The sequence below is a fragment of the Candidatus Zixiibacteriota bacterium genome (assembly GCA_017999435.1).
Lineage (GTDB): Bacteria > Zixibacteria > MSB-5A5 > GN15 > FEB-12 > JAGNLV01.
Genome location: JAGNLV010000001.1, coordinates 32,501 through 58,311, shown reverse-complemented (window position 1 = coordinate 58,311; position 25,811 = coordinate 32,501). Strand labels below are relative to the sequence as shown.

The 25,811-nt window shown below is 65.6% G+C and carries 20 protein-coding genes; 16 read left to right on the top strand and 4 right to left on the bottom strand.

Annotated elements, in window-relative coordinates; all coding sequences use genetic code 11:
- The first annotated feature begins 110 nt into the window (after nt 1–110).
- Together KA261_00255 and KA261_00250 are read left to right on the top strand one after the other, a co-directional pair.
- Complete coding sequence (locus tag KA261_00255; protein ID MBP7696215.1) at nt 111–2,123, top strand: dockerin type I repeat-containing protein; 2,013 nt, start codon at nt 111–113, stop codon at nt 2,121–2,123.
- A gap of 142 nt (nt 2,124–2,265) precedes the next feature.
- Nucleotides 2,266–2,478 carry a zinc-ribbon domain-containing protein gene (locus KA261_00250; GenBank protein MBP7696214.1) on the top strand — a complete coding sequence of 71 codons (213 nt, stop codon included), beginning with the start codon at nt 2,266–2,268 and terminating at the stop codon, nt 2,476–2,478.
- A 93-nt stretch (nt 2,479–2,571) separates the two neighbouring features.
- Here KA261_00250 and KA261_00245 read toward each other — a convergent pair whose 3' ends face one another.
- Genes KA261_00245 through KA261_00235 form a run of 3 tightly spaced genes read right to left on the bottom strand, consistent with a single transcriptional unit; the run spans nt 2,572 to nt 7,667 of the window.
- Nucleotides 2,572–4,320 (bottom strand): M6 family metalloprotease domain-containing protein, encoded by a 1,749-nt coding sequence (locus tag KA261_00245; GenBank protein ID MBP7696213.1) that lies wholly within the window; start codon nt 4,318–4,320, stop codon nt 2,572–2,574.
- 18 nt (nt 4,321–4,338) lie between these two features.
- On the bottom strand, nt 4,339–5,595 hold the full coding sequence (gene traF, locus KA261_00240; GenBank protein ID MBP7696212.1) for a conjugal transfer protein TraF: 1,257 nt from the start codon (nt 5,593–5,595) through the stop codon (nt 4,339–4,341).
- 11 nt (nt 5,596–5,606) lie between these two features.
- A complete protein-coding gene (locus tag KA261_00235) occupies nt 5,607–7,667 on the bottom strand; it encodes a hypothetical protein (GenBank protein MBP7696211.1) in 2,061 nt (686 codons plus the stop codon).
- A 405-nt stretch (nt 7,668–8,072) separates the two neighbouring features.
- On the opposite strand from KA261_00235, the gene KA261_00230 reads away from it, so the two are divergent.
- The 9 genes from KA261_00230 to KA261_00190 all read left to right on the top strand — a co-directional run bounded on the left by KA261_00230 (nt 8,073) and on the right by KA261_00190 (nt 19,170).
- Entirely contained in the window at nt 8,073–10,880 is a 2,808-nt protein-coding gene (locus KA261_00230; GenBank protein ID MBP7696210.1) for a PAS domain S-box protein, read from the top strand.
- Nucleotides 10,881–11,371: 491 nt separating this feature from the next.
- Complete coding sequence (locus KA261_00225; protein ID MBP7696209.1) at nt 11,372–12,010, top strand: HTH domain-containing protein; 639 nt, start codon at nt 11,372–11,374, stop codon at nt 12,008–12,010.
- Nucleotides 12,011–12,059: 49 nt separating this feature from the next.
- Nucleotides 12,060–12,902, top strand: coding sequence for a QueT transporter family protein (locus KA261_00220; GenBank protein ID MBP7696208.1), 843 nt, complete (start codon nt 12,060–12,062; stop codon nt 12,900–12,902).
- A 135-nt stretch (nt 12,903–13,037) separates the two neighbouring features.
- Nucleotides 13,038–14,015 carry an L-threonine 3-dehydrogenase gene (locus KA261_00215; protein ID MBP7696207.1) on the top strand — a complete coding sequence of 326 codons (978 nt, stop codon included), beginning with the start codon at nt 13,038–13,040 and terminating at the stop codon, nt 14,013–14,015.
- Nucleotides 14,012–14,383, top strand: a complete 372-nt coding sequence (gene acpS / locus KA261_00210; GenBank protein MBP7696206.1) for a holo-ACP synthase — start codon at nt 14,012–14,014, stop codon at nt 14,381–14,383. The genes KA261_00215 and acpS overlap by 4 nt, the downstream gene beginning before the upstream one ends.
- Before the next feature lie 15 nt (nt 14,384–14,398).
- The gene (gene acsA, locus KA261_00205; GenBank protein ID MBP7696205.1) at nt 14,399–16,102 is read left to right on the top strand and encodes an acetate--CoA ligase; all 1,704 of its coding nucleotides are present in this window, start codon (nt 14,399–14,401) and stop codon (nt 16,100–16,102) included.
- Nucleotides 16,103–16,137: 35 nt separating this feature from the next.
- Nucleotides 16,138–16,383: an acyl carrier protein gene (locus tag KA261_00200; GenBank protein ID MBP7696204.1), complete on the top strand. Its 246-nt coding sequence runs from the start codon at nt 16,138–16,140 to the stop codon at nt 16,381–16,383.
- A gap of 72 nt (nt 16,384–16,455) precedes the next feature.
- Nucleotides 16,456–17,703 carry a glycine C-acetyltransferase gene (locus KA261_00195; protein MBP7696203.1) on the top strand — a complete coding sequence of 416 codons (1,248 nt, stop codon included), beginning with the start codon at nt 16,456–16,458 and terminating at the stop codon, nt 17,701–17,703.
- 207 nt (nt 17,704–17,910) lie between these two features.
- Entirely contained in the window at nt 17,911–19,170 is a 1,260-nt protein-coding gene (locus KA261_00190; protein ID MBP7696202.1) for an aminotransferase class I/II-fold pyridoxal phosphate-dependent enzyme, read from the top strand.
- Between the two features lie 57 nt (nt 19,171–19,227).
- Here KA261_00190 and KA261_00185 read toward each other — a convergent pair whose 3' ends face one another.
- Complete coding sequence (locus KA261_00185) at nt 19,228–20,220, bottom strand: hypothetical protein (protein MBP7696201.1); 993 nt, start codon at nt 20,218–20,220, stop codon at nt 19,228–19,230.
- Nucleotides 20,221–20,796: 576 nt separating this feature from the next.
- Between KA261_00185 and KA261_00180 the strand changes: the two genes are divergently transcribed.
- From KA261_00180 to KA261_00160, 5 genes are all read left to right on the top strand, one after another.
- Nucleotides 20,797–21,066 (top strand): hypothetical protein, encoded by a 270-nt coding sequence (locus KA261_00180; protein MBP7696200.1) that lies wholly within the window; start codon nt 20,797–20,799, stop codon nt 21,064–21,066.
- A gap of 408 nt (nt 21,067–21,474) precedes the next feature.
- Nucleotides 21,475–23,628: a DUF2723 domain-containing protein gene (locus KA261_00175; GenBank protein ID MBP7696199.1), complete on the top strand. Its 2,154-nt coding sequence runs from the start codon at nt 21,475–21,477 to the stop codon at nt 23,626–23,628.
- Nucleotides 23,629–23,699: 71 nt separating this feature from the next.
- On the top strand, nt 23,700–24,509 hold the full coding sequence (locus KA261_00170; GenBank protein ID MBP7696198.1) for a 2-phosphosulfolactate phosphatase: 810 nt from the start codon (nt 23,700–23,702) through the stop codon (nt 24,507–24,509).
- Nucleotides 24,506–25,087, top strand: a complete 582-nt coding sequence (locus KA261_00165) for a DJ-1/PfpI family protein (GenBank protein ID MBP7696197.1) — start codon at nt 24,506–24,508, stop codon at nt 25,085–25,087. Before KA261_00170 ends, KA261_00165 begins: the two co-directional genes overlap by 4 nt.
- A 15-nt stretch (nt 25,088–25,102) precedes the next feature.
- Nucleotides 25,103–25,660, top strand: a complete 558-nt coding sequence (locus KA261_00160; GenBank protein MBP7696196.1) for a DUF3592 domain-containing protein — start codon at nt 25,103–25,105, stop codon at nt 25,658–25,660.
- Nucleotides 25,661–25,811 lie beyond the last annotated feature (151 nt).

The following is a 25,811-nucleotide window of genomic DNA, read 5'->3' as shown; positions in this document are numbered from 1 at the left end:
CTGCGGAAGCAAGAAAAAGCCCTGTTACGCACGTTGCACTGGATATGTCGGCGGTCGGACCGATACTCTGATGGTAAGGAAGCGCCCCGGGCGCTCCGGGTGGAGAATTGATGCGCAAGCGCACGTTCCTCTGGTTCGTCATCCTTGGCCTCGGGCTCGCCGCCGGGTCGACGGCGAGCGCTGTTTCCGATGATCCTCTCGCGCTCATCGCGCAGGACTACCGGGCCGGCGCAATCACGCTCGACCAGAAAGTGCTGCTGCAGATCCAGGCCATCACGAGCCCTGCGGCTCTGCCCGACCGTTACGTTTCCGCCGGGCTGGCCGCGAGCGGCGGCGCGCTCACCCGGTGCGCGACCCCGGTAATTCTGGAGATCCGGCGCGAGTGGGAATTGCTGCAGCCGGAGACGAAAGCGGTCTTCAGCGCGGCCTTCCAGCGGGCGGTCACGGAGGCGGAGTACCTGTCCCCGAGCGGCTGGTTCAAGCTCCACTACGACACGACGGGAGCGGACGCGGTCCCGCCCGAGGATGCGGACATGACCGGAGTTCCGGATCTCGTTGAGAAGTGCGCAGCTTATCTCGACAGCTCGCGGACCCGGCACCTGGACTACGGCTACCGGATGCCCCCGCCGGACAGCGGGCTCGGCGGCGATGACCTGTTCGATGTCTACTTCGAGGAGACGGGGGCGTATGGCTACGCGATGCCGGAGGGTCCCGGTCCGGAGCCCTGGAACGACGTCTACAGCTACCTCGTGCTCAATAACGACTTTCTCGGTTTCGCTCCCAACTATGATCCGGAGGGGGATCAACTGGGGGCGGCCAAAGCGACCTGCGCGCACGAATTCCACCACTGCGTGCAGTTTGCGTATGACAGCAACGAGGACTCCTGGTTCATGGAAATGGACGCCACGCACATCGAGGACATCGTCTTTGACGCCACCGACGACAACTACAACTACCTCCCGACGTTTTTCAACGCCCCGGAACGGTCGCTGATGGAGGCCGGGTCCCATGCCTACTCGACCTTCCTCTGGGGCATTTACCTGGCCGAGAGTTTCGACACCTTGCTCATGCCGGCGATCTGGGAAGGGGCGCGCTTCCAGACGGCCTTCGCGGCCATGACGGACACGCTCTTCGGGCAGTACGGCTGGACCCGCGACAGCGCCTTTGCCGACTTCACGGTCTGGAACTACCTGACCTCGGGGCGCGACGACGGTCTGCACTACGGCGAGACCTACCCGCAGTCGGTGAAGATCGGGCGCGCGCACAGTATGTACCCGGTGTTGCTGCAGACGTCGCCCTCCAACGCGGCGGGCTACGGCGCCTGTTATATCGAATTCTACCCCGGCTCCAAGATCGGCCGCCTGGAGGTCACGGTGAACGGCGACGATGCCCGGCAGTGGTCGGCGTACCTGATTAAGTCGACGGCGCCGAACGTGCACACGGTCGAGAAGATCCCGCTCGCGTCCGGTTCCTACTTCGGGGTCGGCCGGGTGCCGGAGTTTGAGTCCTACTACCGGGTCGCGCTCGTGGTGGCCAACATCATGGAGTACTCCTCCGGCGCGTTCTTCAACTACTCGGCCGAGGTTATCCCCCCGTACGAGGTGACATGTGCGGCGGTGACCCTGGATTCGTCGGTCTACTCCGGCGGGCGCCGCGATTTCGAGTTCCTCATCACCAACGTCGCCCCGCTCTCCGACATCATTGACGTGACGGCCCGGGACGACTCGGGATGGGTGGTGTCCGGTCCGGCGGCCTACAGCCTGAGTCCGGAGTCGGATTCGGTGGTGCGGGTGCAAATTGCGCCGCCCGAGGGGACAGTGCTCGGGAGCGTGTCGGCGGTGTGGTGCCGGGCCGCCTCGCGGGGCAACCCCGCGGTGGTTGATTCCCAGTTGGTGTTCGCGCAGACGGTTCTTCAGCGGGGGGACGTGAATTTCGACGGCGGCATCCAGGTGAGCGACCTGACCTATTTCATCGCCTATCTCTTCCGCGGCGGCGCCGCGCCGGTCCCCGCGGTCGCGGCCGGGGACGTTTCCTGCGATGGCGGGGTGGATGTGCGCGACCTGTCCGCCCTCGTCGCCTACCTGTTCCGCGGCGGGAGCCCGGCTCCCTGCAATCCGTACTGATCAATTGCCGGTTTTTTGTTGACACGGGTGCACCGCCCCGGTATCAATTCAGGCAAAAGTAGATAGACTTTGCTTCTTTCGCCATTGTTTCCGTCGTTTTGCTCGTCAAGGAAGATGTGCGGAACGCGAAAGAGGGGGAAACATGGATCGCGGATTCGAGCCTAAAATCCTCATTTGCAGTGAGTGCGGACAGGAGTTCGTGTTCACCGCCGCTGCGCAGCAGTACTTTGCCGAGCGCGGGTACATGGACGACCCGAAGCGCTGCAAGACCTGCCACACGCAGTACAAGAAGGATCAGCGGAGCGGCAGCCGGACGGCCGACTACAACCACTCCGAGATCCACTATCCCGAGTAGCGGGCGGCGGCCAAAAGAGAACCCCGGTTTTTCGCCGGGGTCCGCAGGGCGGCGGCATTGCCGCCGCCGGTGAGCCGAACTGAGGGGGGAGAGCTATTTCAGCAACAGCATTTTTCGCGCCCGGCTGCCCGAGCCGGTGGTGAGGCGGTACAGGTAGAGACCCGAGGCGGCCGTCCGCCCGGCCTCATCGCACCCGTCCCACGTCCGCTCCGTCCGCCCCGCCTCCGCCGGCCCGTCCATCAGGGTCCGCACGCGCTGCCCGACAATGTTGAAGATCTCCAGCGTCACGTGCATCGGGCCGCTCAATTCGAAACTGATGGTGGTGCTCGGGTTGAACGGGTTGGGGTAGTTCTGCGCGAGCTCGAACGCGGCCGGCAGCGTGGGATTGTCGTCGCCCGAATCAACATCGGCCGCCAGCCCGACAATGAGATCGGCGGTCATCACGGCGGCCGAGGGCGAAATGTTGTCCACTTTCGTAAACGAGGTGCCGGCGAGGTAGGAGTCGGAATTCGGGGTCGTCGTCGCGTCGAAGACCCGGCGGTCGAGAGCGCCGGGGAAAGGATCGCCGGCGTCGCCGTAATCGAGCCTCTTCTCCAGCTCCCAGAGGCCGTCCGCCTGTTCCAGCGCCACCCGGTAGTGTTCGGCCGGATTCATCCCCGCGCCCGGCCACCACTCCTGGGTGTTGTCGGTGTTGTCGGCGGTCGCCTTGGTCTCATCGATATGCCAGATGAACAGGCCCGAGGAGTACAGGTACGAGTCATAGCCGGTCCGCTGGCGGTTCTCGACGAGGAAGTACTCGGGGCTCGGCGAGCCTCCCGACCACAGGCGGTAGATGGGTCCGCCGCTTTCGACTGCGGCGATCTCCTGCCCGACCGCGTTCGCCGTCACATTCGTGTAGGCGGCGAATCCCATCCGGATGCGGCTCCAGGCCGAGGGGTGGGAGGGAGAGCCGCCCATGCCGCCGGGACCGAGCCAGGATCCGTACGCCATGAGGCACCACACGCCCAAGCCGCGCGACTGCGTGCCGTCGGTGTCGTACAGGTCGGGCACGCCGAAGGCGTGGCCCAGCTCGTGGGCGTAGACGCCGATCGTCATGTCGCCCGGATTCACCCACAGCTCCGGCTGGATGGTGAAGTCGGAAATATACACGCCGTCTTTGAGACGTGGCGTGATGGCCCACTGGTGGGACCAGATGTCGGCGTTGCTGCCGGTCTTCTCGGCCCCCGACCCGGAGTGGATCAGAATCACGGCGTCAACATAGCCGTCGCCGTTGTTGTCATATTGCGAGAAATTCACAAAGGGGTCAATCTGGTCGACGATATCCTCCGTCAGCCGCTGGCTGTTCTGCGGGTAGTCGCCGAGGGCGTTCTGGTTGTTGACGTACCACGCGTATGTCTGCGGGGCCGTCCGCCACCCGTGGGCGGAGGGGAGGTTGAGGGTCACGATGTCGAGCTGCGCGTAGGACACATCGCGGTAGTAACTGCGCAGCGACCGGCCCGCCGAGTCGAACAGGAGCGAGTCGAAATAGACCGCCGGGACGGCCGAGGGATGGTCGGAGAACTGGACCAGGACGGCCAGCGCCCGATAGGCGCCGGACGCGGGCGGCTGGCCCGGGACAAGCCGCGGCGGACCGTCGGGGACGCGGCGCATGGTCATGCCGGTCGACACGCCCTGGACGCGGAGAGCCGGCCGGTGGGCCAGGAAATACGGAGCCGGCTGTGCGCCCGCTTCTATCTTCGCCAGCAGGTCGGGATGCGGCGGACAGGCCGAGACCGCCAGCCCGAGGGAGGCGGCGACTCCCAGGCCCAGCAGGGATATGAGCAGGTCGTGTGTGCGCGACATGTTCCCCAATCTCCTTCTTTAGAGGTGCAGCCCGATAGAGAGGGCGGCGTTCAGACCCTTGGCCGAATAGGGCGAAAGGTCGGTCCCGGTCATCACCGCTGCGTCGAAGAAAAGCGGACCGGCGGCCACGCCCGAGCCGAACGAAAAGGCGGTCGGCTGCTCGCCGCCGGCGGCAAACCCGGCGCGCAGCGGGAGGAACCGAAGGTGCCGCGACTCCAGGCCGAGACCCAGCCGCGGTTTGGTGGAGGCCCCCGCCGCCCGGCGGAACCCCTGCTGCCAGTCGATCGCCCAGAGGAGCTTTCCGGAGGTGCGGGCGAATCCGGCGGTGAGGACCGCCGGGAGAGTCGTGGTGAACGGATCGAGGGACCGCGTCCCGCTCTCCGCGACCACGAAATCGTCGTCCATGTTGTCCACGGTGACGGTGTCGAAGCTGAAAATGTAGCGGTGCTCTTCGGGCGTGCCGCTCCACGACAGGCGGCTGACGAGGTTGCGCACCTGGAGGCCGGCGGTATAGGCGTCCGATATTTTCAGGGCGGCGCCGAGGTCGAGGGCGAAGCCGGAACCGCCGCTCGCGGTGCGGGCGACGAGGCGCCCCTCGCCTTCAAGTCCGGTGGCGAAAGCGGCGGCCAGCCCCTCGAGTTCGACCACCTGCTCCACGGCCAGCCCGCGGAGATATTTCAGCGTCCCCCCGACCGCGAACTGGCGGGAGCCTGCCGTGTAGAGCGCGCGCCCGTACGAGATCCCCGCCGCGGCGTAGGCGACGGCGTCCGAATAGGAACCGGTAATGCTCACCGAATCGCCGAAAGTGTTCCCGTTGAGCACGAGTTCGAGCAGGTCGCGGGAGAGCTGGACGCCGGCCTGCCCCACGCCCGAAGTGCTAAAGGCGAATGAGCCCTGGGCGAACGAGACGGCCGAGGCCTGGACGTCCGCTGTGAGCGCAAGTCCCTGCGGCGGCACTTTGCTCAGGAGGTCGGCCTTGTCGTCGTCGGTCAGGAAGGCGCCGGTGTAGGCGTTGTAATCGCCGAGGGTGAAGGCGTTGTTGGTCAGGTTCAGCCCAAGGCCGGCGATCTCCACCTCGCTCCGGCGGTGGCCGTCCAGACCGAGATTGGCCGGATTGTAGCGGGCTGCGTCGACGCCGGCGGCCAGGCCGATGTAGGCGTCCCCCATGGCCATCCCGCGGGCCGAGGCTGCCGCCGCAGGCGTTCCCGGCGCAAGGAGCAGGGCGGCGGCTGCGGCCGGGATCAGCAGATACGCTGTGCGCGGGTGTGAATTCATGCGTGCGCTCCCTAAAAATCGCCGTCAAAGAGGTAGTCAATCTCGAGTCGCCCGGTGATCGAGAGGTAATCGTCGGCCGTGAACGTCACGGTCTGCCCGTCGGAGCCCGCCAGCATGATCTGATGCCCCGCGTAGAGGACGGGGTTTTTCAGAATCCTGATGTCGACCGAGTCGAGGAGGATTTCCTGCTCGGCGGACTGGATGGTGTCGATGGCGATGCCGCCGGGGCCGACCGGAGCGGCCGCCAGACCCAGGGAATCAAACCGCAGTTGCGGCGCGCTGAACAGGGAGGCGGAGTCGCCGCCGAGAAACACGTTGACATGCGCGCCGATCGGCAGCCGGCTGGTCAATCGGTAGACAAAGCGCCCGGAGAGGAAGTGGTCGGTGATGAGGTCGATATCGGTCTGGTCGATGGACTCGCCGGTGATGTCGGTTTCGACGACGGTCGGGTGAACCACCATCTCCAGCGGAGCGTAGAGGCTGACCCGCCCGACGACGAAATCACTCCGCGTGATCGTGCCGTAGTACGCGCCGTTGCCGAAACTGATCGACCCGGAGACGTCCAGGCGCGTCGGCAGCGGGTAGAGGAAATCGGCCGCGGAGTCGTTGACGACTGTCGTGGTGGCCGCGGTGCTCAGGCCGCGGGGGGCGATGTCGCTCACGAAGGTTGTCTGCGCCCCGTTGTCGCCGGTGAGACTCACGTTGACTGCCCCCGGCAGGTCGATGCCGTTGTCGATTGTCAGCGTGAGAACGGCGCAGGTGAGTTCGACCTGCTCCAGACCGGTCGGGATATCGAGATCCTGCGAGAGGCCGTCGAAATTCGCCCGCACCGACTGAAAGACGCCGGTGACCGAGTGGAAAGTGACGTCGGAAATGCGGGCCGCGACGGTGAAGCTGTCGGTCTGGTCGACCGCCACCAGCGCATCGCCTGAGCCGGGCATGGCCGCGCCGGCGATCACCCGGATGTGCTGCGGGGTCGCGGTCACGGCGGGCTGCAGCGCGTAGCCGGACAGGTCGACTGTCACCTCAGCCTGCGAGCGCGCGGCAACCGGTGCGACGACCGCCAGCGGCTGACCGTAGTAGGAAAAATCCGGCGCCGAGACGGTGACGGTTGCCTCGAGATTGGTGGCGTTGTGCACCGTCAGGTTCAGCACCCCGCTCGCCAGATAGGCCGAGTCGAGACGGTCCGTTTCCGCCAGCGGCGCCTCGGTCGAGTCGGCGCGGGCGAGAGCCGGAATGCGCGCCGTGGCCGACACCGCCTGGAGCGTGTCGCCGAAAGCGAAGCCGGTGCGGAGGTAGCGCCCGGAGGCGGCCCGGACCGTGTCGCTCAGCGTGTGGTACCCCGCCACCAGCGTCATGTCGCTCGCAATGGTCGCCCCGTCGAGGGGAATCGCCACCTGCGCCTGCGCACCGCTCGGCAGGGGATCGGGGGAGGCGCCGGAGCCGATGATCGCGCCGGTTGCCGTCTCGACCAGATCGAGGCTGATGTTGTCCAGGGTCAGGTCAAGTTCATTGTCGATCGTGACGTCGAGCCGTCCGCGCGCCAGCGTCGCGGTGCGGAAACTCGCGATCGGCGGCAGGGCCGTCGCAATGGTGAAAGTGGTGTCTTCCACCAGAACCGAGTCGCCGATGAAGGGGAGACCGAGGCCGCCCAGTTGGGCGAAGCGGACCGTCACCGGGGCCAGGGCGGGAATTTCGAGGTCTACGGGGCCGAGACGCTCGCCGGCCAGGAAGGACAAATCGGCCGTGGCCAGCGCGTCCTCGTCGAGGCTCACTGTATCCAGTTCTTCCGTGAGGCTGAAAATGACCCGGCCGGAATCATCGATTCCGAGCCCCTCCTGATCCATCTTCCGGAGCAGTTCTCCCATGGGGTAGGTCCGGTTCACCACCGGGACCACCGCGTGGGTGGTCCAGGTGGGTGATTCCGGAGCCTTGATCGTGCACTGGGCCAGCGTGAGGAAGACCAGTGCGATGATGACGCCAAGCAGGAGCTTGGTGCCGGCTTTGAGGAAGAACATGGCGATCGGCGAACCGGAGTCCTCGCGCGACCGTCGTTGGTCTAAACGCCCCATAGGGTCCCCCTTACGGCACAGCAGTTTCAGGACTGTTTCCACAACAGGGGGGTGCAAACCGGATGCCGGGTGCCGACGCTCGCGTAAGCAATACGACGGCAGCGACTTGGGTCAGCCGGGCGGCTTCGGCGCGGGACCGGTGCTGGTGAGAAGACAGCGGAAACTGTGGGCGCGATCCCCCAATTCCCACTGCGCGGCCGGATTGCGGGAACGTCGCCTGCCGGGGCAACGTTACGGATGACAGAAGCTGACAGGTTGATGATTTCGATTGACTCGCGAGGCTCAATCTGCCATTCTGTCCCGGCCTCCAACGCTTCAGGGTTCGTTCCGGGGGGATCCTGATACGTACCGGGACAGGTCCGGTCCCAGATTCCCCCGAACAAAGACCATAACAGGAAAGGCTGAGTGCACAACGACGAACCGCAGGGGGGGAATAGTGCCGCTCCGCAGGGAGTTTCCCCGGATCTGTCGGCACGCGATGCGGGATTGCTGCTGGAGCAGGCCGGTATCGGCCTGATGGTCATGGACCCCGCCGGCACAATCCGCTACGCCAACAACGCGGCGCCGCATCTGCTTGGGATCGAAGCGGGGCTGGTCGGCCGCCCGATGAGGGATCTCCTGCCCCTGCGGGAGCATCCGCGGCTGGCAGAAATCCTGGCGGCGCCGGGAGAGGACCAGCCCGATGCCGAATGGCGGATTCTCCTCAGCGAACCGGGCGGCCGTGGCCCCCAGCGCGAGATTGCCCTCGAATACAGTTGGCTGCGGACCGGCGCGGATCGGCGCCTGTATGCGACCGTGCGCGCGATCGGCGGTTCGGCGGCGCGAGACGCGGGGTCGTCGCGAGTTAGCGGAACTCCGGCGCCGGAGCTCGATTACCGGGCGATCGCCGACTGCGCCTACGACTGGGAGACATGGATAGGGCTCGACGGCCGCTTGGTGTGGGTGAACCCGGCCGTCCACCGCATCACCGGGTACACGCAGGAAGAGTGTTTGGTCATGGCCGACTATCCCGACGCGCTGCTGCATCCGGATGACCGCGCCCGCATGGTCCGCAGTTTCCAGGGGGCGATGCGCGGGAGCACGGGCAACGACATCGAGTTCCGGGTATTGCGCAAGGATGGGCGGTCCGTCTGGGTGGCGGTGTCGTGGCAGCCGATTCTCAGTTCGGCCGGGGTGCTGCTCGGCCACCGGTCAACGATCCGGGATATCGGGCGGCGCAAGGCGGTCGAGGAGGAACTTCGCGAAAGCCGCCGCCAACTGAGCACGCTTCTGAGCAATCTGCCCGGGATGGTGTACCGCAGCGCCAACGAGCCGGAGTGGCCGATGGATTTCGTCAGCGACGGGTGCTGTGCCCTGACCGGCTGCGAGGCCAGCGAAATCATGTCGGGCCAGGTTCCCTACGGCAACCTCATCCACCCCGACGACAAGCAGATGGTGTGGGACGCTGTGCAGGCCGGGATCACGATCGGCCGGCCGTTCCAGATCAGGTACCGGATTGTGCGCAAAGACGGCGCGGTCCGGTGGGTCTGGGAGCAGGGGCGGATGGTTGAAATGGAGGGGGGACGGTCAGCGCTGGAGGGGTTTATTGCCGACATCACGGTCCCAAAACTGGCCGAGGAGGAGCTGCGCCGCCGCGAGCAGCAGTACCGTTCGGTGGTGGATTCGTCGCCGATGGGAATGCACCTGTACCGGCTGGAGCCGGACGGGCGGCTGGTGTTCGAGGGGGCCAATCCGGCCGCGGACCTGATCCTCGGCGTCTGCAACGAGAAATTCCTCGGAATGACGATCGATGAGGCGTTTCCACAACTGGCGCAGACCGAAGTCCCGCAGCGTTACAGGCAGACGGCGGCCCACGGCGTAACGTGGCAGACCGAGCAGTTGACCTACCAGGACGAGCGCATCACGGGCGCTTTCCACGTGGTCGCGTTCCAGACTGCGCCGGGGCGCATGGCGGCCATGTTTGAGGATATCACGGAGCGGAAGCGGACGCAGGACGCTTTGCGCGAGAGCGAACACCGTTTCCGACTGGCTTTCCGCACGATCCCCGACGCCGTGGCGATCTCCCGCTTCGACACCGGCGTCTTTGTCGAGATCAACGAGGGGTTTACGGCCAACACCGGGTATACGCGCGACGACGTCGTGGGCGTGCCGGCCGACCAGGTCCGCGTCTGGGTCGACCCGCGGGTCCGCGAACATCTGGTGCGCATGCTCTTCGAACGCGGCCACATGGAGAACCTGGAAGCGGAGTTTCGGCGCAAAGACGGCACGGTGCTGGTCGGGCTCATGTCGGCCTGCCTGCTGACTCTCAACGGCCGGCCGCACATTCTCTCGGTCACCCGCAACATCCAGGATCTCAAAGACACTCAGGAGGCCCTCCGCCGCGAAATGGAACGGGCGCAGCAGTACCTGGATGTGGCGGCCACGCTGATGATGGCGGTCGCGGACGACGGCCGAGTGCTCATGGTCAACCGCAAGGGAGCGGACCTGCTGGGGTACCGGGAAGAACAGCTCATCGGGCGGTCGTGGATTCGGGATCTCCTGGCCGACGAGGACCAGGAGCAGACGGAAGCGACCTTCCAGAAAGTGGTGTCGGGGCGGATGCAGGGGCTGGATTACTACGAGTGCCGCGTAGTGACCGCCTCGGGCGAAAAGCGGCTCATTGCCTGGTACCTGACCGACTTCCGGGACAGACACGGAGCTATCCGGGGCATTTTGACTTCCGGGATCGACATCACCGAGCGGCGCCGGATGGAAGAGGAGATGCAGCGCATATACGAGCAGCTCGAGCATGAGCACGATGCCCTGCAGAAGAAGAACATTGCGCTGCGGGAGGTCCTCGGACAGATCGAGGGGGAAAAGGACGCCATCAAGCGTCTGGTGGTCGCCAACATCGAGTCGGATATTGTCCCTACCGTGCAGCGCCTCCGAGGCATGGCGAGCGAGCCCCAGGGGCCCCTGCTCGACCTGCTGGAGGACAGCCTCGCGCATATTGCGTCAGAATTTGCCGCCGGTCTAAAGGAGCGGTTTCACGGTCTGACGCCGCGGCAGGTACAGATCTGCCGCCTGATCAAGAACGGGTACAGCTCCAAGGAGATTGCGGAATCAATTGGGACATCGCTGCTTACAGTGCACAAGCACCGCGAGGCAATTCGTGACAAACTTGGGCTAAAGAACCGCAACATAAGTCTCAATTCTTATCTGCAGACACTATGATTGCGTATTATGAATACGCAATACTCTGGTAATCTACTCTTATTGACCTTTTCCGTCAATTCACCGATTTTCCTGTCAGAAACCGCCGAAACTCCCGGACACCGGGTCAGGCAGCTGGCGACGGCAGCGTGCGCGAGACCACTGTCGAGAGCGTGCAGCCGACAGAACTGACAGCGGGTACGACAACGATGACAACGTGGACAGACGGCTTGGCCAGGGATGTGCACCGGAAAAGCTGCCTGACCCGGTTGCCGGGAAAATGAGAGAACGAGACCGACGCCTCCACAATTTGCTCCTAAGGCGCAGGTGGTAAAGAGGAATCAGCTTTTGAGAACGCAGAACTCACACATTGACGGGACCGTCTGCCTCCGGTCGACTCCGGCCCGGGGCCCGCACTGCCGCGGGCGGGCGGAGCAAGGCATTGGCCGGGGACCGGACCGCCGCGTCAACAGGCACAAAGGGGACTTATCTTGACTAAGTCGGAACGACTGATGTACGTACTCGGCCTGTTAAAGAATCAGACGGCCGTGCATATCGCTGATATGGCGCGCGAGTGCGGCGTATCGGAGCGGACTGTGTATCGCGATATCAGCTCCCTCATCAAGCTGGGCTTTGTGGTCCAGTACCGGGACGGCTACAAGCTGACTCCGGATGCCGATCTGCCGCAGACGTCGCTGAGCGGGTCGGAAGTCGCGCTGGTCAACTACTGCCTGCGGACGAACGCGCTGGCGGCCCATCCGTATTTCCGCCGGCGCTTTGCCGCGATCGAGCAGAAACTGCGCGGGTTCGCGGGCGGCGCGGACCGCGACGACGAGCGGGCGGTGGAGTTCGAGTCGAGCGAATCGGCGCTCAATGGGGCCACCGACCCCGACCTGCTCGCCGAGTTCTTCCGCGCTCTCCAGCAGCGGCGTAAAATTCGCATCAAATCCAAGGACGCCGGCGCCAACGGCGGTGACCTGTATACCCCGATCTCGGTTGGGCTGCGCCATCAGGGGCAGGTGCTGAAGGTGGCCGACGACCAGGGACGTGTCGTCGAGTACGTGCTCGATTCGCTGGCCTGGATCGGCGTGACCGATGTGCCGTATCGCCGGCCGGCGGCCGCGGATCAGGCATCCTCTTCGGTGGTCTGACAGTTCAGAGTTGACGTCACCTCCCCAAAACCGGTTCATTCTTCACTGAATGGGCCGGTTTCTTATTCGGGACATCGCTGTCGCCGGGCTGGTGGCCGCCATGTACGCGGTGCTCAGTCTGGCTTTCGCGCCTATATCATTCGGCGTCTACCAGGTGCGCGTCGCCGAGGCCCTGAGTGTCCTGCCGTTTCTGACGGGGGCGGCGGTGCCGGGGCTGTATGCGGGGTGCCTCCTGGCCAACATCTTCGGCAACATGGGCTGGCCCGATATCGTGTTTGGGCCGTTCGTGACGCTGGCGGCGGCGCTCATCACCTACGGTCTGCGGCGTCTCGGCCGCCGGGCCGCGCTGGTCCTGGCTGGGCTGCCGGTCGTGCTGCTCTGGGTCGGGGCCGTCTACCTGCTTTCCGGTTTCCACCTGGCGGTGGCGACCGTGTCGGGCGCGCTGCTGGCCGCGGCGGCGATCCTGCCGCTGGTTCCCCGCAAGGGGGGACGGGCCGGGCAGCAGGAGTACCGCGAGTGGCTCGGGACCCGGTTGGTGATCGCGCTCATCATGGCGCTGGTGGCGGCGATTTTTCTGACTGCTACGAAGGACGCCTATTTCATCGTCGCCGGCGGACTGCTGGTGATCGCCGCTGTGGCCGGCGCCGCTGTTCTCGCCTGGAGCCTGGTTTCGGATGTCGGTCCGGCGATCCTGCTGGCTCCCCTGCCGCCAGTGGTGCTCAATGCGTTCGGGGTGGCGGCCTACCTGGCGCCGCTGCTTGGCGTGAACTACTGGTTTGCGGCCCAGATGATCGGGGTGGGGCAACTGATCGCCTGCTACGTCATCGGTCTGCCGCTGTTGCTGCTGCTGCGCCGCCGCATGGTCTTCGCCGTTCCGCCGCGCGAGACGTAAACCCGGACAGGGAAGGACTTTTTCCCCTTGCCAGGGCGACCTCCGGCGGTTATTATGTACGCCGAAAATTGAGATAACCTGCGCGCCGGCGGCTGGTTGTATGCGCCGGACGCCAACTGCAACTGGTGGAGCAGCATGAAACGGATTCTCATCACCGGCGCGATCGGTCAGATCGGTACGGAGCTCACGATGGCCCTGCGGCAACGCTACGGGGCCGACCACGTCATCGCAACCGACATCCGGATGCCCGCCGACCGGTCGTTCCTCGAATCGGGACCGTTTGAGTTCCTCGATGTTCTTGATCCCCACCACATTACCCGCGTCATGTCGATCCACCAGGCCGACACCATCTACCATCTTGCGGCTATCCTCTCGGCGGTCGGCGAGAACCGCCCCAATCAGGCCTGGCAGGTCAATGTCAACGGCCTGTACAACGTCCTCGAGGCGGCCCGCCAGTACCACTGCGCCGTGTTTGTCCCCAGTTCGATCGGGGTGTTCGGCAACTCGACCCCTCTGGATCGCACGCCGCAGGTGACGATTCAGCGGCCGGAGACGATGTACGGCGTGACCAAGCTGGCCGGGGAGTTGCTCTGCCAGTACTATTTCCGGCGGTTCGGCGTGGACACCCGCGGCGTCCGTTTCCCCGGCATCATCTCCTACGAGACCGAGCCGGGCGGCGGCACCACCGATTACGCGGTCGAGATTTTCATCGAAGCGATCAAGCACAAGAAGTACACGTGTTACCTGAGGCCGGACACGAGTCTGGACATGATGTACATGCCGGATGCGATCCGGGCGATGGTTGACCTGATGGAGGCCGACCCGGACCGCCTGGAGCACCGGAATGCCTACAACGTCACGGCCATGAGTTTCACCCCCTCGGAGCTGGCCCGCGAGATCACTCAGTATGTGCCGGGGTTTGCGATCGAGTACCAGATCGACCCGGTGCGGCAGGCGATTGCCGACTCCTGGCCGAACTCGATGGATGACTCGGCCGCCCGCACCGAGTGGGGGTGGCGGCCGGAATTTGACATGCGGGCGATGACCCGCGGGATGCTCGAGGTTCTGGCCAAGCGGCACGGCCATACGGATTTCCGCCTGGTGTCACGGTGATATTCGGAGTCGGCCTTGATATTGTCGATGTAGAGCGCGTCGCGCAACAGCTGTCGCGTCACGCGGGGCTCCGGGAACAGGTGTATACGGCGGACGAGATTTCATACTGCAGCGGGCGGCCGCACGCCGCGCGGCATTTCGCCGCCCGGTTCGCCGCCAAGGAGGCCTTCCTGAAAGCGCTTGGTCTCGGGCTGGGCGCCGGCATCGGCCTGAACGAGATCGAGGTGGCGACTGCTTCCGGCGGGCCGGCCCTGCGGGTTCATGGTTCGGCGGCGACGGTTCTCGCACAGCGCGGAATCCGCCGCACCCGCCTCAGCCTGGCCTGCCCCGCCCGTGTCGCATCGGCGATCGTAATTCTGGAAATATAGGAGGACTGCTTCGACATGACTCACTTTGGATCGTATGACACCCGTGCGCGCGGTTTCGACTGGTCCATCGCCGAGAAGGAACTCGAGTACCGCCCGGGCGAGGTGATCAACATCGGCTGGTACTGCTCCGACCGCATCTGCGAAAAGGGGCTGGGGGACAAGCCGGCCCTGCTCTGGGAGGATGCGACCGGCCGGGAGCGCCGCTTCACCTACAACGAGATCCGCCTCGCGTCGAACACGATCGGCGCGTTCTTGCTCGACCAGGGGGTGATCGACGGCGACCGCGTCTGCCTGTTCATGGACCGCATCCCCGAGCTCTACCTGTCGTTCCTCGGCGTTCTCAAGGTCGGCGCCATCGTCCAGCCGCTCTTTTCGGCGTTCGGCGAGGAATCGCTCCTCCTGCGGCTCAAGGACGCCGGGACGCGGGTGATCATCACGCAACGCAAGCATGCGCCGAAGGTGCGGAAGATCCTCGATCAGTTGCCGCAGCTCGAACGCATCATCATCGTCGACTACGACGGCCGCAAGCCGCTCCAGGAGAAGGAAGTAGCGTTCAGTCTGGAGGGCGCGCCGCCGGTTGAAAAGCTCGCCATCTATCCCGCCCGGGCCGAGACGCCCTCGGTGCTGCACTACACCTCCGGCACGACCGGGCAGCCGAAGGGGGTCAAACACGTCCACTACTCGCTGATCGGGCAGTACCTCACGGCCAAGTGGGCGCTCGACCTTCACGACGACGACATCTACTGGTGCACGGCCGACCCGGGCTGGGTGACCGGCACGTCCTACGGCATCATCGCCCCGTTCGCGCTGGGCGTGACGCAGTGCGTGCTCGACCAGGGATTCTCCGCCGAGGCCTGGTACCGGTTCATCCAGAAATACCGCGTGACGATGTGGTACTCGGCGCCGACGGCGATCCGCTCGCTCATGAAGGCCGGGGACGAGATCATCAAAAAGTTCGACCTCACCTGTCTGCGTCACCTGGCCAGCGTCGGCGAACCGCTCAACTCCGAGGCGGTCGTGTGGTCGCAGCGGGTGTTCGGCCTGCCGTTCCACGACACTTACTGGCAGACCGAAACCGGGGCGATCATGATCACGAATTTTCCGGGGATGCCGATCAAGCCGGGGTCGATGGGCCGCGCTTTCCCGGGCATCGCCGCCTGTGTCGTCGATCCCGTCAACCACCAGCCGATCGACCGGCCGAACACAATCGGCCTGATCGCCATCAAGCCGGGCTGGCCATCGATGATGCGCGCGTACTGGAACAACGAGCCGACCTACCGGGCCAAGTTCAAGAACGGGTGGTATCTGACCGGCGACCGGGCGAAGATCGACGCCGAGGGTTATTTCTGGTTCACGGGGCGCGACGATGACATCATCAACACCGGCGGCCACCTGGTCAGCCCGTTCGAGGTGGAATCGGCCCTTCTGGAACACCCCGCGGTGGCCGAGTCGGCGGTGGTGTCCAAGCCCGACCCGATCAACATGGAAGTGGTGAAGGCGTTCGTGACGCTGAAACCGGGGCATCAGCCGGGCGCCGACCTCGAACTGGAGATCATGAACTTCATCCGCAAGAAACTGTCGCCGCTGGCCATGCCTCAGGAGATCGAGTACGTGCCGGGGCTGCCGAAGACGCGGAGCGGCAAGATCATGCGCCGCCTCCTCCACGCCAGGGAGTGGGGCGAGGAGGTCGGCGATGTGTCGACGCTGGAAAACGATTAACCGAGCGGCACGCTCGTGTGGAGCAGGAGACTACCATGGATGAGATGACCAAAGTTGTTCTGGATTACGTCAGGCGCGAGTACCTCGAGGACGAGGACGACGAGCTCGATGTCCACACGCCGCTGATCTCCGGCGGCATCGTCGACTCCTTCTCGATGGTCTCGCTCAAGCGGTTCCTGGAGAACAAGTACAAGATTTCGATTCCCGACGAGAAGGCGACTCCGGAAGCGTTCGACTCGGTGACCAAGATCGTCTCGCTCGTGCGCGAGTATGTGAAGTAAGCGCCCGGTGGCCGCCCGCCGGACCCGCCACCGGGGCGGGACGGGGGCGACCGGCCGGCAAGGAGAAGACTCATGGGTTTCAGCGATCGCGTGCGCGCGACCTACCAGCAGCAGATCCGGGAACTGCAGGAGGCCGGCCTGTTCAAACAGGAACGGTTCATCCATTCGATGCAGTCGCCCGATATCGAGGTGGAATTCCCCAGCGGGGCGCCGTTGAAAAAAGTCATCAACATGTGCGCCAACAACTACCTCGGCCTCTCGAGCCACCCCTCGGTGGTCCAGGCCGCGCACGAAGGGCTCGACACGCGCGGCTACGGCATGTCCTCGGTCCGTTTCATTTGCGGCACCCAGGACATTCACCGCGAACTCGAAGACCGCCTCTCCGCCTTCCTCGGCACCGAGGCGACCATCCTGTTTCCCTCCTGCATGGACGCCAACGCCGGGGTGTTCGAGGCGATTCTCGGCAAGGACGATGTGATGATTTCCGACCGCCTCGTGCACGCCTCGATCATCGACGGCATCCGCCTCTGCAGCGCCGTGCAGGATACCTTCAAGCACTCCAACATGGAGCACCTCGAGGAGAAGCTGCAGCTGCACGCCGACAAGCGGTGCAAGGTGATCATCACCGACGGCGTGTTTTCCATGGACGGCGACACGGCCAAGCTGGACGAGATGGTGGCGCTGGCGGAGAAGTACGACGCGATGGTGTTTGTGGATGATTCGCACTCGACCGGTTTTATCGGCAAGACCGGGCGGGGCACGCACGAGAAGTGCGGCGTCTTCGGCCGGATCGACATCATCACCACGACCTTCGGCAAGGCGCTCGGCGGCGCCTCCGGCGGCTGCGTCTCCGGCCGGCGGGAGCTGGTCGAGATGTGCCGGCAGCGCGCCCGGCCCTACCTGTTTTCCAATACGATCGCCCCGGTCGTGGTGGCCGGTGTGCTCAAGGTTCTCGAAATCCTGTCGGCGTCGACCGAACGCCGCGACAAGCTCGAGGCCAACACCGCTTACTGGCGCAAGGGGCTGAGCGAAGCCGGGTTCGTGCTCAAAGAGGGAGATACGCCGATCGTGCCGGTGATGCTGTTCAACGCCAAGCTGTCGCAGGATTTCTCCCGCGACCTCTTCCAGGAAGGCATCTACGCGATCGGATTCTTCTTCCCGGTCGTGCCGCAGGGGCAGGCCCGCATCCGCACCCAGATTTCGGCCGCCCACGAACGGCACCACCTCGACAAGGCGCTCGACGCGTTCACCAAGGTGGGGAAGAAGTACAACATCCTGGGCAAGACCAAGCAGGAGATCATCGAGATGTTCGGCCAGTGAGGTCCGGGCGTCCCGCGGCCGCCGCTCTGCCGGCCGCCGTCTGAGTGTCCAAGGCAGGAACCCGTAAGGGGTTCCTGCCTTGAGTTTTTTTGTCGGGCGGCGGCGCGGGAACCGCTTGCCGCCGTCCCCGTTACACCATACATTGCCGCGCCGACGACCGGAACCGCCGGCCGTCTGCGATTTAGAAGGGATAACCGGGAACGAAAGATGCCGCTGACGAAGTTTCGTACCGCGCTGGAAGCCGAACTGGCCGCGCTTGAGGGGCAGGGGCTCTCCAAAGCCCATGAACACGTGATTGTGCGGGTGCATCGGCCCGGCGGGAGGGTGGGCACGCGCGTGTTTCTGGAGGGCCACGGCGACCGCCCCTTCCTGCGCATGAACGCCAACAATTATCTCGGGCTGTCAACCCATCCCCGCCCCATCCAGGCGGAGGAGGAGACGGTGCACTCGATGGGGGTCGGTCCGGGTGCGGTGCGCTTCATCGCCGGCACCTTCCAGCCCCACGTGGAGCTCGAAGAGGCGCTCGCGCGGTTCCACGGGCGCGAGGCCTGCATGATCACCTCGGCCGCCTACACGGCGGTCCTGGGCGTGCTCGCGGCGCTGACGACCCCGGAGACGGTCATCATCTCCGATGAGCTCAACCACAACTGCATCATCAACGCCATGAAGCTGGCCCGCCCGAAAGAGCGGAAGATTTACCGGCACCTCGATCCGGCGGACCTGGAGCGCCACCTCGCCGCCTCGGTCGGGAGCGCGGACTGCGCGCTGGTGGTGACCGACGGCGTATTCTCGATGCGCGGCGACATCGCACCGCTCGACGTCCTCCAGCGGATTGTCGAGCGCTACGATGAGAAGTTCCCGCGCGGGGCCGTGCTGCTGGTCGACGATTCCCATGGCGTCGGGACGCTCGGGGCCGCCGGGCGCGGCGCGGAGGAGCTGACCCGCGGGCGCGGCGACATTCTGATCGCCACGCTGGGCAAGGCTTTCGGCGTCAATGGCGGGTACATCGCCTCCGAGGCGAGCGTGGTCGCCTACCTGCGCGAGAAAAATCCCCTCTACATATTCACCAATCCGATCACCCCGCCCGAGGCGGCGGCGGCACTGCAGGCGCTGGCGGTGGTCGACAGCGCCGAAGGGCGGCGGCTCATCGCACACCTGCATTTCCTCACGCAGCGGTTCGAGCAGGGGCTGGTCGACCTGGGGTTTGAGACGATTTCGAGCCCCCACCCGGTCGTGCCGCTGATCGTGCGGGACACCGAGCGGACGCGGGAGCTGGTCCGCTACCTGTACGAGCACAACATCCTCGCGACCGGGCTCAACTACCCGGTGGTGCCGCGAGGGGAGGAGCTGATTCGCTTCCAAGTGGCGGCCGACCTTACGGTCGAGGACATCGACCTGGTGCTCGACGTCCTGCGGGCGTATCGGGGATGGCGCAGCGGTACCGCCGACACCCGTCGGGCGGGATGACGTCGGCGCCGGGCGGACGAAAGGCGCGGACGACTCGGCGACCGCCCCTGCGATGCGTTAGATCGACGGCAGGGGACGCATGGTGCCCGGCAGCCGGCGCGGCCCGGCAATCGTCGTGAACTCCCAGATTCCCGCCCAGGTGTCCCCGCTCCGATACTGCCTTGTCACGAAACCGGCATCGGCCAATCCAATCGCATTGGCCAGGTACAGCGAGCCGTCCGCGTACCAGGTTCCGGCGACCGAATCCTCGGGGACACCCGGTTCGAATGTTCCGTGCAGCGCCCCGGGCCCGAGCAGCGTAAGGTAGAGCGTGTCCATCCTCGACAGGCCGCCCGTCGGCGTGTCGTACCAACGGACCTCGAAAGTGATATCCGCCGGGAGGTCCGCGCCGGGACAAGGCAGCCACATCCAGGTTCCGGGGTGGAAGAGGGCCGGGATGAGGGAGCCGACCAGATCGTTGATGTCGAGCTTCCCGTCGGCGTTGAGATCTGCCTCCTCGAAACAGGGCGGTTCGAGCCCGCCGCGGAAGAGGAAGGCGATGAAGAAGGTGGCGTCCGCGACCTTGAACGCTCCGTCGCCGTTGATATCATCGCGCACTCCCTCGCAGCAGTCGCACAGGTAGGCGGCGCAGGCGGACCAGTCACCCATGTAGATCCCTCCGAGCTGGGCGCAGTTAGCCGGGTGGCGGACCGAACACGAATCGGGCGGCAGGCAGCAGGCGCCGCGCACCGTGTCGGGCTGGCAACATGTCGGCACGGGGAAACCGTCCGGGAAGCAGGCGAGACCGGATTCGAAATAGCACGCCGCCAACTCGAGATCGGCCCCATCGATCCGGCAGTCGCCGTTGAGATCCAAATGAGACCACGCAACCGCCACCGTGGTATCGCCGGCCAAAGCGCGCACGGCGGTCACGAAATCGTTGATCGAGAGCGGCTGACCGTCGCCGTCGACGTCAAAATCCGCAGAGCAGTCCTCCTGCCCGCTGGACTGAGCCGGTAACATCAACAGGAAGCAGCACGCCGACGCGATCACCGGGAGATATCGAGGCATCACACCTCCGATCTGATAGCATGTGGCAGAAAGTTGTCTACCTTTAAGCTACCATGCGGGGCGGAGTTGTCAAGCCCTTTCGCGCGCGCGAGGCGCCGCGCAACCGCCGGCCAGGCGCGGCCAAGCTCGACGCGCGGCGCTCATCTGGTGCGGCCAAGATCGAAAATCAGGCGGGTGTCGGCGGCTCCGGCTGCGTGTCGCTCGAGGAGCGGGTACCGGGCGGGGGCGCCGGCACGCGGTCAGTCGGAGGAGAGCCGAACTTGAGCACATGCGTCTGCAGGTAGGTCAACAAATCGCACTTTTCCACGGAGGTCCGCCCTGCGGGTTCTCTTGTTCTTCTCGGGTTCAATGCCAACTCCGGATTCTCGGTTGTCAAGCTCTGCTGAAGAAAATTGGCGGGCGTGCGTCACGTGGTGACTCGTATGAAAAAAAGATTGCATGTGGGATACGAACTCCCTAGATACGGCTCAGACAGAGCGTCTTGCGCATGGTCGGAGTTGTCTCAGTCGGCGAAGTCGGGCGACGGCGGGGCCAACGCAAATTGAAACAATGACATAATCAATTCGGGGAGCGGTTGTGAACGACCAGTTTGACGAGATCTGGAAGCGGATCGTTGAACACGCCGGTGAGCAGTTTCAAACGCGCGCGGGACGGACATTTCGATACGTCATCGAGGAGGGGGACCGGGTTCGGCCTACGCTGACCGATTTTTCCGTGAGCCGGGCGGAAATCCGCCAGTATTTCCTCGACATCGCAGAGGCCTCAACGGGGAAAATCGCGGCCGTGAGCGGCGGACCGTCGTTTGTCTGGGCGATTCTCACCGACGTCCGCATCATGCGTCACTGAACCGATTGCCGCGCAACGGGCGGTCCGGGTGGGGCGACCCACAAGATCCGGCGGGGAAGTGCGAGAAAAGCGCCGGTGGCGCCGTCGGCGACCGGCCGCAACAGTCAGAAATTTCCCTGGAAGGTCCATTTTTCCTTGACAAAACCGGGTTTTGATGGGTATATGTATATGGAAGACCGGCTATAGGGGCGAAAACGGGAAAGGATCCCGACCCCGCCGCCTGTTGCGGCACCGATAGCGGGTGACTTCCACACATGTTAAATTTCGCATCAACCCCCCGGCAAGCGCCGGGGGGTGTTTGTTTTCCTCCGGTTAAAGCTTGTGTTCGGTTGGCGACCCACCCGAACATGATTCTGCCCAGAGTCGATGTTGTGCCCGACCCACGAACTGTTGGGAGGAGATTTTCGTATGCCCGACCACAGCCGAACCGATCACCATCAGATCATCCTGGGGGCTCGCCGACCGCCGCCGTCCCGGTTATGCTGGGCGGCCGCGTTGGGAGCGTTCGCCGCGGCGATGGCGGTGTACGGGTCGACCGCCTATCCGACAATCGCCTGGTGGAGCAGCGCAGAGCTTGCCCTCGCCGCCCACGAGCTGGGCGTCATGGCGCCGCCGGGGGGGGTTATTCCGACCCTCGCCGGCTGGGTAGTGCTGCACGTTGTGCCGGGGGAGATGGGCGTGTTCGCCCTCAACCTGTTCGCGGGTTTGCTGGCCGCCGGCGTGGTCGCCGGCGCGATTCTGCTGGGCTGCCGCTTGGAGTGGATCTCGCACGCCACCGCGTCGGCGCGCGGGGGAGCTTTCGCGGCGTTGGCGGTGATGACGGCGGCCGGGGCGACGGGGCTGGCGCTCGCATTCGGCGAAACGCTCTGGACCTACGCCCTCCACTACTCCGAGTACGTTGTTACGCCGCTCTTTACCGTGTTGATAGTCGCCGCCCTGGTGCGCTGGTGGGAGGCGGCGCCGAAAACGGGCGGGTACGGCTGGCTGGCGGTCGCCACCCTGCTTTTGGGGCTGGATCTGTCGGTGCACCGGACCAACGCCCTGCTGCTCCCCGCGCTGCCCTTCTGGGTGCTCCTCCGACACCCGCGCGGACTGCTCTCGGCTGGGACCTGGCTCGCCGGGATCGGCGGTCTGGCAGCCGGGCTGGCATTTCATCTGGTGCTGATCCCGATGGCCCGGGCCCATCCGTTCCTGAATCTCGGCGATCCGCAGTCGCTTGACCGGTGGTGGAGCTACGTCTCGCTGGAGATGCGCGGCGGCGGGTTCCTGGTGAATCTGTACCCGCGCAACGCGGATTTCTGGAGTGTCCAGGTGAGCGACTGGGTGACCGCGTTCACGCGGACATTCGCCTCTGCCGACGGTCCGCTGGGCGTCGTCGGTTTTGTCCCGCTGGGTCTCGGCGTGTACGGTCTGGCGGTGATTCTGCGGCGGTCGTTCCGTCTGGGTCTCGGCCTGACGCTGTTGTTTGCCGCGGCGTCGCTGGGGGCGATCGTCTATTTCAACATTCCCGCCGGTTATTTCCGGTCGCTCCATCGCCACTATCTGCCCTCGCTGGTGATTTTCGGCGGGCTGGCGGTGGCGGGAGCGGCGGCGCTGGTGCGCGCGGCGCTTCGCCTGGAAGGGCTGCCCGGCCGACTGGTCGCGGCACTCACCGCAGCCTGTATCCTTCTGGCGGCCGGTAACGGCCTCTGGCGCAACTACGGGCAGCTCGATGCGTCCGCCGACCAGTTCGCCTGGGAGTACGCCTCCAACCTGCTGGCGCCGCTGCCACCCGATGCTATCCTGCTCACCCAGGGGGACAACGATACCTTTCCCCTCTGGTACCTGCAGCGGGTAGAGGGGGTGCGGCCGGATGTCACGGTGCTGAACGTCCCGCTTCTCAACACCCCCTGGTATGTCGAGCAGGTGAGGAGGTGGGACCCCCGGCTCCCGCTGGAGTTCTCCGCCGCGGAGTTGGCCGCTTACGCCCCGGTGGTGTGGCGCGACTCGACAGTGGCGGCGCCGGCCGGCGGTACAGCGGCCGACTACGAGCTTCCCGAGTCAGCGTCCGTGCCGGATACCGTGCGTCTGCTCGTCCGTCCCACGGCCGGGCCGCACCTGCTGCTGGCTCAGGACCAGGCGGTGCTGCGGATTATCCAGGGCAATACCGGGCGGCGGCCGCTCTATGCGGTATCCGGTCTGGGGCAGCAGGCGCTCCCGTGGCTGGGGCCGTACCTGCGTCTGGAGGGACTGGTCCAGCGGTTTGTCCCGGTCGAGCATCCCGCGCTCGATCCGACGCTCCTTGCCCGCAACCTCTTTGAGGCCTATTCCTACGAAGGTTTCGCGCACGTGCCGCCGACCGTGGAGCCGGCAGCGGGCGATTATCTGCAGCAGTTGGGCAGCGCGTATGTGATTTTGTTCGGGGCGTATGCGTCGGGGGGCGATGCGGCAGGCATGGAGCGCGTGTGCGCACAGGTGTTCACGCGCCTGAACCTCGACCGGCTCCTGCCGGGTGCGCCTTTCCTGCAGGCGCTCGAGGAACCCTGCCGAGGCCTTCGACCGCCGGCCGCGGACGGGCAGTGAACATTTTTCCGCCCAACAGGTTTTAGGATGGCGGCGGGTACAGAGCCCGTCCGAATCCAAGGAGACTTTCGTTGGAGACAGCGTCGCCGGTCAGGCAGCCCTGGTGCGATCTTGTCTGGGGACCGTCGGCCGCCGCCCAGGCGGCCGCGGCGAGAGACATCATCGCAATCGTCGATACCCTGAGTTTTTCCACGGCGACAGCGGCGGCGGCCGCAGCCGGAGGACTGATCTACCCCTGCCGATCCTACGATGATGCGGTTGCGATGGCGGCGCGGGTGAAGGCCAGCCCGGCCGTGCGGCGCAGCGACGTCCCCGCGCGCGGGCGGTTTTCGCTCTCGCCGCTGACCTACCGCGGCCTGCAGCCGGGCGAGCGGGTGGTGCTGCCCTCGGTCAACGGCGGCGTGTGCACCCGGGCCGCTGTTTCGGGGGGGCACATTGTCCTCGGCGCGCTGGTCAATGCCGCCGCTGTGGCCGCGGCCGTGGGTGAATTGCGGCGGGGGAAGCCGACCTGCGGGGTGACCATGGTTGCGTGCGGCGAACGAGAGGAGGGCGCGCCGGACCTGCCGATCCGGTTTGCGGTCGAAGACATGCTCGGCGCCGGGGCCATCATCGCCGGCCTCGACTGTCACAAGTCTCCCTCGGCGCGGGCCGCCGAGGCGGCGTTCATTCATCTCCGCGACCACCTCGAGTGGGCGCTCGGCGAATCCGTCAGCGGCCGCGAACTGATCGCGCAGGGATTCGGCGGCGACGTTCACTTCGCCGCCCAACTCAATGAGATCGAGGCCGCGCCCATCCTGCGCGGCGACCACTACGAGCTGTTCCGCCCGTCGGGTCCTGCCGGGATCGGGGACAGGGAGCGCGCACGGGAGGGGCGGTCGTGAGCCGGCGAGTGTTAGTTGTGCTCTCGGACGGGTTCGAGGATATCGAGGCGGTCGTTCCGCTGGATATCATGAAGCGGGTCGGGTTCGAGGTGACCGTGGCCGGGCTTTCATCGACTACTGTGCGCGGCGCGTATGGCGCGACGCTTACAGTCGAAGCGACGCTCAACGATGTGGCGGGGGACTCCTTCGATGCGATCGTGCTGCCGGGCGGCCGCGCCAACGCCGAGAATCTCGCCCGCAGCCCCCAGGTGGCGGCGATGGTGCGGCGGATGCACGCGGAAAGGAAGGTGGTGGCCGCCATCTGCGCCTCGGTCGGGCTGGTGCTGGCCGAGGCCGCCGGCATCCTTGTCGGCAAGCGGGCCACCGGATTCCCCGCTTTCGACGAAAAACTCTCGCAGGGGGGCGCGATCATCACCGGCGAACTGGTGACCGTGGACGGCAACATTGTGACGGGCATGGGTGCGGGGGCGGCGATCCCGTTCGGGCTGGCCATCTGCGCCGGCCTTGGCGCGGAGCGCGCGGCCGCCGAGCTTGCGCGCGGCTGGTGGATCGAGACGCTGCCCCGCCCGGTGCGCTGAGAGGCTGCTGCGAGTATGCTCCACGCCGTCGCACATCTGTTTCCGATCATCGTGATCCTCGCGGCCGCGGCCCCGGCGAGCGCCGCAGCCCTGTGGCTGGTGCGCCGTCGGCTTCCTCCGCTTGCTCGGCCCTGGGTGCGCCGCCTCGGGGCGGCCGCCGGAGCGGTCGGAATCGTGCTGGCGATCACGGCGTTCGCGCGGACGGCGGCGCGCCGCGAGCAGCGGGAGTGGCCGCATACCGAGGGCCGAATCGTGGCCGCCCGCGTGGTGGGCGAGCGGTCGTTCGTCCCGGAAATCGCCTACGAATATACGGTCGGCGCGACCCGCTACGCGGGGACGTGCGACCGGAATGTGCCGCTGTTTGGCAACAAGCGCCGGGATTACGATGTGGCGCGCAAGGAAGCGGCGCGCTATGGCGAGGGGGAGGCGGTGACTGTGTACTACGATCCGGAGGATCCGTCGCGTTCGACCATTCTTCCGGAGCCGCGCTGGAACGATTACGCCCAGACCGGGCTGGGTGTGTTTCTGTGGGCGGGGGGTGTGGTCATGGTGTGGTGGCCGCGCCGGCGGTGAGGGGGAGTGCGTTGGGCGACAAGAGAGTAGCGGGTGCGGCGGGGGGGAGGTTTTGGGCCGGAAAAGGTCTTGACAGGAGGGGGGTGAATGATTAATATCGCCCCGCCGATAGAGAGCAGGGGCCGAGGATTGCGGGGTGGCCGCAATTTTG